This window comes from Armatimonas sp., from assembly GCF_043760365.1.
Lineage (GTDB): Bacteria > Armatimonadota > Armatimonadia > Armatimonadales > Armatimonadaceae > Armatimonas.
In genome coordinates this window covers 1-9971 of sequence record NZ_JAYUPA010000760.1, presented here as the reverse complement: position 1 = coordinate 9971, position 9971 = coordinate 1, and the positions used below count along the sequence as shown (strand labels likewise).

Genomic DNA, 9971 nt, shown 5'->3' with positions numbered 1-9971 from the left:
CGGCGAGCCTAAATCTTTGCCCACATAGATTCGCTCCGCCTCGGCAGGAGCATGATCCAGCAGCTCGGGCGCGATCAGACGGTCATAAAGCACGACATCTGCCTTTTGGAGCGCCTTGAGTCCCTTGACCGTGATGAGCTCAGGATCGCCTGGCCCGGCACCCACCAGATAGACAAAACCGCTCATCCCAATCTCGTTTTCATCGCCGCTGCGGCCTGGACGTGCTCCCCAGCAGCGATCAGCGCGGGAATCTCGGAGTCCAGCACGGCTTCCCAGAACCTCTGGCGATCTTGGTAAGTGGGCAGCGCGGACTTGACGGCGGGTCTCCACGCCCCCAGAAAGCTTGCCAGCTCGCCTAGTTCCGGGGTCAGAATCTCTTGGGCAATGCGCTCGCGAACTCTTTGGGCCAGTGCCGGGCTACACCCCGCCGACGAGATCGCGACCTGCATCGGGCCGGAGCGAGCAACCGCCGAAAGTATAAAATTACAGAACTTCGGGTCATCTACAGAGTTTCCCAGCCGTCCGTTCGTATCGGCCTCGGCGAAAACGGCACGATTAATCGCCTTGTCGTTGGTCGCTCCAATCGCCACAAACGCATCGGTCTGGTCGGTGGGCTCCCAGCACTTTTGCCACCACTCGAAACGGCCCTCTGCATGCCAGTGTTGTAGCTCTTCGGAGAGCTCGGGAGAGACGACACGGATTTTTGCACCGCTGGCAAACAGCACCGAGAGTTTTTCTCCGGCCACAAAGCCGCCGCCAATCACAACCACTTGCTTGCCGCGCAGGTCGAGGTAGACAGGCTGATAGTGAGATGATCTCTCCATATCAAATCACTGTATCATAAATATTACTATCCCAATAGGGTTAATGGTATTAACTGGAAAGGCTGACGACAAGCTCCGTGCCATCGAGGCGCATCGGGTAGGTCTGGATCGAGCACTCGCCAAAAACAGGCAGAGGGCACCTGCACCGTGGTGAGTGTTTTGGCCCCATCGAGATCAAAAACACCCGCTGTCGGCGCGGCAAGCAGACCCGTCAGAGTATCTTGTTCTGACCTGGACGCCGTCAAAGGCGCGCCCGACGGGGGGCCAGCCAAAGCCTGCTACCAGCCGCTCCGAGATGCGCTGCTTCTTCACCCAGGCTAGGCTGGGGTTCTCGGGAACGGTCTCGTTGCCCTCCGCGAACTCAAAACGCCCGAGCTTTGCCACGGTTCCATTCGCGAGCTTCTTCTGGGTGTAGAGCTGTTTGATAAACAAGCTGCCGGTTTGATTCCCGTTGGCCGATTTATAGGTCGCTCCTAAACCAAGTGCGCCCAAGGGAGCCGGTGCGGCGGCGCGAGTGGCTAGTCCGAGGAGCTGCGTGGATTGCAGCTCTAGCTTGCTCTCGCCCGTCTTGGTCGTCTGTGTGACACCGTAGCGGAGCTGAACGCCGGTGAACGTGTAGGCGTTCTGGTTGCTGCCCGTGGCGGGCTTGAACCAGTCCCAGGCCTCTTGACGAAAGAAGAACCGAAAGGACATGCGAAGATCCTCCAAACGTGACAGTCGGGGGCAGCTTCGCCACAATAAAATCTGTTCAACACCCGGCTTGCGTCTGCGCTTGCCTGATGCTCTAAAGGGTATGGTGGGAATATTTCGGCAGTATTTCCTGACTGCGTCGGCTTGGTTAATTTTTGATTAACGCAGGCTCGATGCGTGCGGCGCAGACTTTAAACTCGGGCATTTTCGAGGTGGGATCGAGGGCAGGGTTGGTCAATAAATTCGCACGCTGGCGGCCTGCGTAGTGAAATGGCAGAAAGATCGTGTCCGGGCGTATGGTGGCCGTCACCCGCGCCGGGACAGTGGCCTCACCGCGCCGGGTTATCACTTTGATGCTCTGACCATTGACGATGCCAAACTGCCGTGCGAGGGTGGGGTGTAGCTCCACAAAGCCCTCGCCTGCGGTTGTGTTGAGTGAGGCTACTCTGCGGGTCTGGGTACCGCTCTGGTACTGCTGCATCACGCGCCCGGTGGTCAGATAGAGTGGGAAAGCATCGTCGGGCTCCTCGGCAGACGCGCTATGGGCGATGGCGTGAAAGCGTGCGCGGCCATCGGCATGCGCGAAATTTCCCGTGAAGAGTCGGGGCGTTCCAGGGTGCTTAGGATCGTCGCTGGGGCAGGGCCAGAAGACGCCGTCTTGGGCGCGGATTTTTTCGTAAGTAATCCCCGAGTAGTCCGCAGGTGCCCCGGAAGTCGCCTGGCCCAGCTCGGTAAATACCGCCTCGGGCTCACTGGTCGGGAAGCGCTCGGCGTGGCCTAGGCGCTCGGCGAGCGCGATCAGCACCTCGGCATCGGTTTTCACGCCCTCGGGCGGAAGCTGTGCTCTTTGACGCAGTAGCACGCGGCCCTCTAAGTTGGTCATCGTGCCGGTCTCCTCGGCCCACTGCGCCACGGGCAGTACGATGTCGGCGATCTGGGCGGTCTCGGAAAGAAAGAAGTCGGCGACGACAAGAAGATCTAGAGACTTGAGTTTTGCCTCAATATGTGCGGCGCGCGGCGCGGAGATCACGAGATTGGAGCCAAAGACAAGCAGTGCCTTGGGGCCTGTCTCGGTTCCCAGCGCATCGAGCAATTCGTAGGCGGAGAGCCCTGGCTGTGGCAGCGACTCGGGAGTGACGCCCCACAGCGCGGCGATGCGCTCTCGTGCCTGCGGATTGGTGAGGGGCTGGTAGCCGGGAAGCTGGTCGGTCTTCTGACCGTGCTCGCGCCCCCCCTGACCGTTGCCCTGCCCCGTAATCGTGCCCCAGCCACCCCCTAACTTGCCCACTTGCCCTAGCGCCAGCATTAAATTAATCGAGGCTAGCGCATTGTCCACGCCCTTACTCTGCTGCTCCGCCCCCCGCGCCATGAGCGTCATCGCAGTGGAGGCCACGCCCAGAAGTCGTGCTGCCTCCTGGAGGCGGCACGTCGGGACGCCGGTGATGCGCTCGACGCGCTCGGGCCAGTAGGCGGCAACCGTGCGCTGAACCTCGGCAACGCCGGTGGTTCGCGTCGCGATATAGTCCAAATCGGCCCAGCCCTCAGCGAGAATCAGATGCAGCAAGCCCAGTAGGAGCGCCGTGTCTGTTCCCGGCGTGAGCTGTAAGTGCAAGGTCGCGCTCTGCGCCGTGGGCGTGCGGCGCGGGTCGGCGACGATCAGCGCTCCGCCGCGCTGACGCTGGGCATCGAAGTACTGCATCAGCGGCGGCATGGTCTCCGCTGGGTTTGCCCCAATCAGAAAGAGAGTGTCGGCCTTGGGAATGTCTTCCAGCGGAAAGGGCATCCCACGGTCTATCCCAAAGGCGCGGTTGCCAGCGGCGGCGGCGCTGGACATGCAGAAGCGCCCGTTGTAGTCAATCTGGCGTGTGCCTAGCGCAACCCGTGCGAATTTGCCTAAAAGATAGACTTTCTCATTGGTGAGTCCGCCTCCGCCAAACACCCCGATAGCATCTTTTCCGTGCGCCTGTTGAAGCTGCTGAATCTCCTGCGTGATCCGAGTAAGTGCCTCGTCCCAGCTAACCGGACGCAGCGGCGCATCTTTGGTATCGCGCATCAGTGGCGTCGTGAGTCGTTCCGGGTGTGTGAGAAGCTCGGTGGCGCTCCAACCTTTCTGGCAGAGTCCGCCTTTATTGGTCGGAAAGTTTCGAGGAGCCACTTCAAGATCAAGCAGGCCCTCGCGCTTGATGAGTTGCATACCGCACTGGAGGGCGCAGTAGGGACAGTGGGTTTGGGTTGCGCTTTTTATCATGTTTGTTACTAAATATCCACGCGGAAGCCGTAGCCGTAGCCGCGCCGCGTATCGAGGCACTTTACGGTTTCGGGAGGGAGCTTGGTGCGGAGCCGACGGATATGAATGTCAACGGTGCGCTCGCCGCCCTCGTAGTCCATGCCCCAGACATGATTCAGAAGCTGGAGGCGAGTGAAGCCTCGGCCCCGGTGGCTCATGAGAAAGCGCAGCAGATCAAACTCACGTCGGGTCAGATCTATCGGCGTGCCCGTGAGCGTCGTGGCGCGCCCTAGGCTTAGAAAGAGCCGAATGCCCGCAAAGACCAGTGTGTCGCCTTGCTCGATGAAGCGGCGCCGAAACAGTAGCAAGCTCACGCGGTGCTTGAGCTCCTCGGGGTCGTAGGGCGGCAGCAGGAAATCATCAATGAGTAGGCGCAGATCCGGCTCATAGAAATGTGAGCGGCTGAGTAGCGCCACTAAGGGCGGCAGGGGAAGTGTCTCGCCCCAGGTGTCTTTCATTACCTGCCGGTGATGACGGAGTGCAAAGAGATCCACCGAGCTGCCTAAATCGGCGACAACCAGATCCGGCATGCCGTGTGGGAACGCTTGACAGAGCTCGTCTGAGGTGACACTAAACGGCAGGGAGCATGTTGCAAAACCGGCAGCCGTGAGCGGCACCCCGATGTGGGCAGGTAGCCCTCCGTCCATCGAGCGGTAGAGAATCAGAACCGAAGGCAAAAGGCCCCTCGCACAATCCGATGCATAGAGATTAGAGTACCGAGGAATTGTTTCGTTGGTATTTCGGTGCTAGATTCCCTCAGCAAAGCCAATGAGGTTCGTGTCCGGGAGGCGCAGGACATCGAGCTGACTTTCCAGAGACTGCATCGGCTCGCCTAGGGTGATGAGGATCAAACCGTTCGTAATAAACGCATCGAGCGCCCCCCACTCGATGCGTTCCGCAAAAGCCGTGCGCCAGCCCTGCGCTGCCAGCCGTCGCTCCAGCGTCGCCGCTGCTGCTCGGTCTTGAACCACGACTACGCCGCCCCGATGCCCGTGCCGCCGCTCACGCTCGGTGCGGTTCCAGGGCTCGGCGGCCCGCTCGTGATCGGTTTCGGGTAGAACCTGGGTCACCATTCCCGCCGCAATCGGGACGCTGGTCGCCGGGTCTAGGAGCAAAAAACCGCCCATTTCGCGGCTCCGCGTGTAAGGGTCCAGAAAAAGCGGCTGTGCGAGAGCAATCGTCACCTGTCCGAGCTCATTGAGTGCCAGCCGATTCGTCTCTTCTTTCTCCAGTGTCTCGACCGCCAGCCGGAAGTCTATTTTCTCCACGGCTGCTGCTGCCTGCCGCGTAGTCTGGATCGCGATGTAGGGTCGTCCCGGCGCGAGCCCCGCCTCACTGAGCACGCAGACTGTCGCCACAAAGCGCCGTGCGATCGCGGGGGGATTCTCCGGTGTGGTGAGAAGATCACCTCGGCTAATATCCAGCTCATCCGTGAGAGTGAGCACCACGGACTCGCCTGATAGTGCCTGAGCTTGTGTGCCGTCCGCCGTCACAATCTCTTTAATAACGGAGCACTTCCCCGAAGGAAGAGCCAGAATCGGATCACCGGGGCGGATGCTCCCTTCGGCGATCTTGCCCGCAAAGCCCCGGAAGTTCTGGTGGGGACGAATGACGCACTGCACCGGAAAGCGAAACGCCTCATTGTCGCGTGTCTCTGCAATTGGCAGACCCTCCAGCCACTCCAGCAGCGAGGGCCCCGTGTAAAACGGCGTGTTCTGACTGCGCTCCACCACATTGTCGCCCGCCAGTGCCGAGAGAGGAATCGCCGTCGCCGTGACCCCGAGCTTGGCGGCAAACTTCGCAAACTCCGCCTCAATGTGGCGGTAGATGCCTTCGTCGAAGCCAACCAAGTCCATCTTATTGATCGCCACTGCCAAGTGCGGCACGCGCAGCAGCGCCGAGAGTGCCGCGTGGCGGCGCGACTGCTCCAGCAGCCCGTTGCGAGCATCTACCAGAATCACGGCGGCGTGCGCCGTCGAAGCCCCGGTGACCATATTGCGCGTGTACTGAGCGTGGCCCGGCGTGTCGGCGATAATGAACCGGCGGCGCGGCGTGGCAAAGTAGCGGTACGCCACATCTATCGTGATCTTCTGCTCCCGCTCCGCCCGCAGCCCATCGGTCAGCAGTGCCAGATCCACTGTGCCCGCATCGCCGCCACTGGCGCGCTTTATCGCCTCGTACTGGTCGTCGGGGATGGCTTTAGAGTCAAAAAGCAGCCGTCCGATGAGCGTTGATTTGCCATCGTCCACGCTTCCGGCGGTCGAAAATCGTAGAAGCTCCACCTAAAAATACCCCGCGCGTTTTCTATCTTCCATCGCGGCCTCGGAGCGTTTGTCGTCGCCTCGTCCGCTGCGCTCAGTTACTCGGAACGTGCGCACTTCCTCAATAATCATATCCAGTGAGGTGGCGTCGGAGAACACGGCACCCGTCACGGTAATGTCGCCCATTGTCCGAAAGCGCACTTGATGGGTTTCTATTTTTTCTCCAGGAAGTAGCGGTAGCAGCTCGGACTCCGCCAGCCAGGTGCCTCGTCGGTTGAAGACGCGGCGCTCGTGCGCAAAATACAGCGACGGTAGGGCGATATGGCGCGCCTTGACGTAGCGCCAGATGTCCAGCTCGGTCCAGTTGGAGAGCGGGAAGATACGAAAGTGCTCACCGGGCGCTTTTCGTCCGTTGTAGAGGCTCCACAGCTCAGGCCGCTGGTTTTTCGGGTCCCACTGTCCGTATCGGTCGCGGTGTGAGAAGAAGCGCTCTTTGGCGCGGGCTTTTTCCTCGTCGCGCCGCGCCCCACCTACTGCCGCATCTGCTCTCAGTTCTTCGATTGCATCTAAGAGTGTGCGTGTCTGGAGGGCGTTGCGTGTCCCTTCCGGGCCAAGCTCTTCCGTCACGCGCCCTGCCTGAATGCTCTCCTCCACATAGCGTACGAGTAAGTCCGCACGAAGCTCGCGGGCTAAGTTATCGCGGAACGTCAGTGTTTCTTCAAAGTTATGACCCGTGTCTATGTGCAGCAGCTTAAACGGAATCCGAGCGGGCGCAAACGCACGCGCGGCGAGATGTGCCAGCACGATCGAGTCCTTGCCGCCCGAGAAGAGCAGTACAGGGTGCTCAAACTGTCCGAAGGTCTCGCGCAAAACATAGATCGCTTCCGATTCAAGGGTAGCAAGGGCGGGTTCTAGCATAGTGGTTGTCTCGCTCCCATGAACGGGAGCGTCTTATTGTCCTCGTTCCTCGGACACAAAGGGCGCAAGCGCCCATGGGCGGTACGCCCTTCGTGTCGCGAAGCGACAATAAGACGCCCCGGTTCATCGGGGCGGCGCTTTCTACGCCGCTTCCACGAACGCGGTGCGCATCAGTGAGCCAAGCTCCTCGTCGCTGGCACGGTCCACGAAGCTGGGAAAGTCCTCGTCCTCGGCGCGCTCGTTGAGATAGCCGTTGAGCAGATTCTCCAGTGCAATCGGAATATCCGTGGCGGGAACTTTGCGCCAGATCGGTCGCACGAACTTCGCATCTCGGCCCAAACGACCGCCCAGCGAGATATCGTAGCCGTCCACTTTATCGCCGCCAGGTAGCTTGACCACGCAGCCCTGAAGGCCGATATCGCCGATATGGTGCTGGCCGCAGCCATTGGGACAGCCATTGAGATTGATGCGAAGTGGCTCGTCCAGCGAGACGGTCTTGTCCAAGTGCCGCACGATCTGCCACATGAGATTTTTGGTCTCGGTGAGCGCGAGGTTGCAGAACTCGCTGCCGGTGCAGGCCACGGCGGCGCGGCGAATCGGGGACGCCACAACCGGGAAGCCAATCGCCTCCAGAGCCGCGACAACCGCCGGGACATCCGCCTCTTTAATATTAGGAATCAGCAGATTCTGCTGGTTGGTGGTACGTGTGTCTCCGGTGCCGAACTCTTTGGCGAGGCGTGCCACCTCAAAGAGCTGCTCGCTGTTCATGCGGCCCGTCAGGACATTTGCGCCCACCCAGAACAGACCCGATTGGCTTTGCGGATGCACGCCCACGTGGTCGCGGAAGTTATTGGTCGGCTCGGGCCACTCGGCCTCGGTGAGCGCAGGCTCGGGAACCCAGCTCAGGCGCTTAAGCACTTCCTGCTCGTACTTCGCCGCGCCCCAGTCCGCCACGAGGAACTTGATGCGCGCTTTCTTTCTATTCTCTCGGTAGCCTGAGTCTCGGTAGACCTCGGTGACGGCGCGAAACGCGTCTACCAGCTTATCAGCGGGGATAAAGAAATTGAGTTTCTGCGCCAAGAACGGGCGTGTCGAGAGCCCACCACCCACCCGAATATGGAAACCCTTCTCACCGTTCTTGATCACGGCGGTGGCGGCAATATCGTTGATCTCAGGCTGGGAGCAGTGCTCACAGCAGCCGGTAATAGAGATTTTATACTTGCGCGGCAGGTCCGCGAACTCCGGGTTACCTAAGAAATACTCATGGATCGCCTGGGCATAGGGCTGTGCATCGAATGTCTCGCCCGGATCAAGGCCCGCCACGGGACAGCCGGTAACATTACGTGGAATATCGCCACACGCGCCGAGCGTGCTGATTCCGACTGCGCTAAAGATGTCGAAGATCGCTCGGAAGTCAGCGGGGGCCATCCAGTGGAACTGAAAATTCTGGCGCGTGGTGATGTCGGAGATATTGCGGGCATAGTCGCGGGTGACTTCGGCAACGGCGATAAGCTGCTTGTAGGTAAGCTGACCGCCAGGCACTTTGATGCGCAACATAAAATAACCGTCTTTGGGCTTCTGCTCATAGAGCCCTAGCCAGCGCAGGCGGAACATATCGTCTGCATCAATTCCGCCGTAGCCTTCGGTGGCGATGCGCTGAAGGTCGTTCCAGACCTCCAGACCGCCTTTTTCTTTTTTAAGTCGTTCAACGTCGTTCATAATTTTGTCTTTCGCCCCCGTTGTCTCGCCCCCGTTGTAGGGGGGCGTCTTATTGTCGCTTCGCGACACGAAGGCCGTTCCGGCCATAACCGAATTTGCTCGGTACTCTGTATGGGCGGGACGCCCTTTGTGTCCGAAGCATGAGGATAATAAGACGCCCCGGTTTATCGGGGCGATTTTTCTCGCGGCGATCTACTTGTGTAGGCCGCACTCTTTCTGCTGCGGGTTTTCCCACCACCAGCGCCCGGCGCGCAGATCCTCACCCGGCTGGACGGCACGGGTACAGGGAGCACAGCCGATACTGGGGAAGCCTTGGTCGTGGAGTTTATTGTAGGGTACCTGGTGCGTCTTAATGTACTCCCATACCTGCGTCTCGGTCCAGTCGGCAAGGGGATTAAGTTTGGCGATTCCGCCGTGTGCGTCGTCAATTTCGAGCTTCGGTAGGCTGGCACGGGTCACGGACTGCTCGCGGCGCTGGCCAGTGATCCAGCCCGTCGCTCCTGCCAGTGCACGGACGAGCGGCTCGACTTTTCGCACGTGACAGCACTCTCGCCGGTTCTCGATGGAGTGGTGGAAACTTCCGGGGCCTTTGAGTTGCAAGAGTTGCTGGAGTGGCTCGTTCTGAGGTGTGTAGGCGGCGATGGCAACCCCATAGCGCTCACTCAGCCGTTCCCAGAGCGTGTAGGTCTCCTGATGGAGCCGGCCCGTATCCAGCACAAACACCGAGATGGGGAGCTTGTTCTGGGCGATGAGATCAAGGAGCACCACATCTTCCGCGCCAAAGCTACAGGCAAGCTTCAGGCCGTTCCCGTAGAGCTTCGTCGCCTCGTGAAGAAGCGCGACGGCATCGAGAGTTTCCCAGCGTGGCTCAGACATACAAAGAGGAGTGTATCGCTTAAATTATTGTATTGCAATCGGAAAAGTAGAATTTATCAACGGCAACAAGTCGCGGAGCGACATCGTGGCCGAAGGCCAGCAGCGAAGCGATGCCCCTGACCTTCACGTCAGGCGGGGATCAGAGGCCGGGAAAGGGCGTGGCGCTGAGAAAGACCCGGTAGGCTTTGATGCGTCCGTGGTCGTTGTCCTGGCGTGGCTGGCAGCGAATCCCAGCGATAGTCTGCTCCGAGCCGAGATCCACCACAAGCTGATGGGGATGCGGCGTTTTATCCACGCTCCAGGCGGTGTGCCAGAAGGTGACAGGTTGGAGATCAAATATATTGTCTGCCTTGCCGTCGGTGCCGATCAGCTCCAGCTCGGTCAGAGTGGTATAGA

Annotated in this window: 10 protein-coding genes; all 10 read right to left on the bottom strand. The window is 60.0% G+C overall.

Features of this window, described 5'->3' with window-relative positions; translation table 11 throughout:
* The coding region (locus tag ACH2EH_RS18225; RefSeq protein WP_395143842.1) for a uroporphyrinogen-III C-methyltransferase at positions 1 to 186 on the bottom strand (186 nt) is incomplete at its 3' end.
* On the bottom strand, positions 183 to 824 hold the full coding sequence (locus ACH2EH_RS18220; protein ID WP_395143840.1) for a bifunctional precorrin-2 dehydrogenase/sirohydrochlorin ferrochelatase: 642 nt from the start codon (positions 822 to 824) through the stop codon (positions 183 to 185). The genes ACH2EH_RS18225 and ACH2EH_RS18220, both read right to left, overlap by 4 nt.
* A 174-nt stretch (positions 825 to 998) precedes the next feature.
* The gene (locus ACH2EH_RS18215; RefSeq protein WP_395143838.1) at positions 999 to 1517 is read right to left on the bottom strand and encodes a hypothetical protein; all 519 of its coding nucleotides are present in this window, start codon (positions 1515 to 1517) and stop codon (positions 999 to 1001) included.
* A 145-nt stretch (positions 1518 to 1662) separates the two neighbouring features.
* Positions 1663 to 3762 carry a molybdopterin oxidoreductase family protein gene (locus ACH2EH_RS18210; RefSeq protein WP_395143836.1) on the bottom strand — a complete coding sequence of 700 codons (2100 nt, stop codon included), beginning with the start codon at positions 3760 to 3762 and terminating at the stop codon, positions 1663 to 1665.
* A gap of 8 nt (positions 3763 to 3770) precedes the next feature.
* The gene (locus ACH2EH_RS18205; protein WP_395143834.1) at positions 3771 to 4478 is read right to left on the bottom strand and encodes a winged helix-turn-helix domain-containing protein; all 708 of its coding nucleotides are present in this window, start codon (positions 4476 to 4478) and stop codon (positions 3771 to 3773) included.
* Between the two features lie 69 nt (positions 4479 to 4547).
* Positions 4548 to 6083 (bottom strand): sulfate adenylyltransferase subunit 1, encoded by a 1536-nt coding sequence (locus tag ACH2EH_RS18200; RefSeq protein WP_395143832.1) that lies wholly within the window; start codon positions 6081 to 6083, stop codon positions 4548 to 4550.
* The gene (gene cysD / locus ACH2EH_RS18195; RefSeq protein WP_395143830.1) at positions 6084 to 6980 is read right to left on the bottom strand and encodes a sulfate adenylyltransferase subunit CysD; all 897 of its coding nucleotides are present in this window, start codon (positions 6978 to 6980) and stop codon (positions 6084 to 6086) included.
* A gap of 141 nt (positions 6981 to 7121) precedes the next feature.
* Positions 7122 to 8699, bottom strand: a complete 1578-nt coding sequence (locus ACH2EH_RS18190; protein WP_395143828.1) for a nitrite/sulfite reductase — start codon at positions 8697 to 8699, stop codon at positions 7122 to 7124.
* Between the two features lie 192 nt (positions 8700 to 8891).
* Entirely contained in the window at positions 8892 to 9575 is a 684-nt protein-coding gene (locus tag ACH2EH_RS18185) for a phosphoadenylyl-sulfate reductase (protein WP_395143826.1), read from the bottom strand.
* A gap of 139 nt (positions 9576 to 9714) precedes the next feature.
* Positions 9715 to 9971, bottom strand: a 257-nt coding sequence (locus tag ACH2EH_RS18180) for a discoidin domain-containing protein (protein WP_395143824.1), incomplete at its 5' end; no start/stop codon positions are given.

What these genes read in the sequence shown, in the direction of transcription:
- ACH2EH_RS18220 (WP_395143840.1), bottom strand. Translation starts at nt 824, where the DNA reads ATGGAGAGATCATCTCACTATCAGCCTGTCTACCTCGACCTGCGCGGC.
- ACH2EH_RS18215 (WP_395143838.1), bottom strand. Translation starts at nt 1,517, where the DNA reads ATGTCCTTTCGGTTCTTCTTTCGTCAAGAGGCCTGGGACTGGTTCAAG.
- ACH2EH_RS18210 (WP_395143836.1), bottom strand. Translation starts at nt 3,762, where the DNA reads ATGATAAAAAGCGCAACCCAAACCCACTGTCCCTACTGCGCCCTCCAG.
- cysD (WP_395143830.1), bottom strand. Translation starts at nt 6,980, where the DNA reads ATGCTAGAACCCGCCCTTGCTACCCTTGAATCGGAAGCGATCTATGTT.
- ACH2EH_RS18190 (WP_395143828.1), bottom strand. Translation starts at nt 8,699, where the DNA reads ATGAACGACGTTGAACGACTTAAAAAAGAAAAAGGCGGTCTGGAGGTC.
- ACH2EH_RS18185 (WP_395143826.1), bottom strand. Translation starts at nt 9,575, where the DNA reads ATGTCTGAGCCACGCTGGGAAACTCTCGATGCCGTCGCGCTTCTTCAC.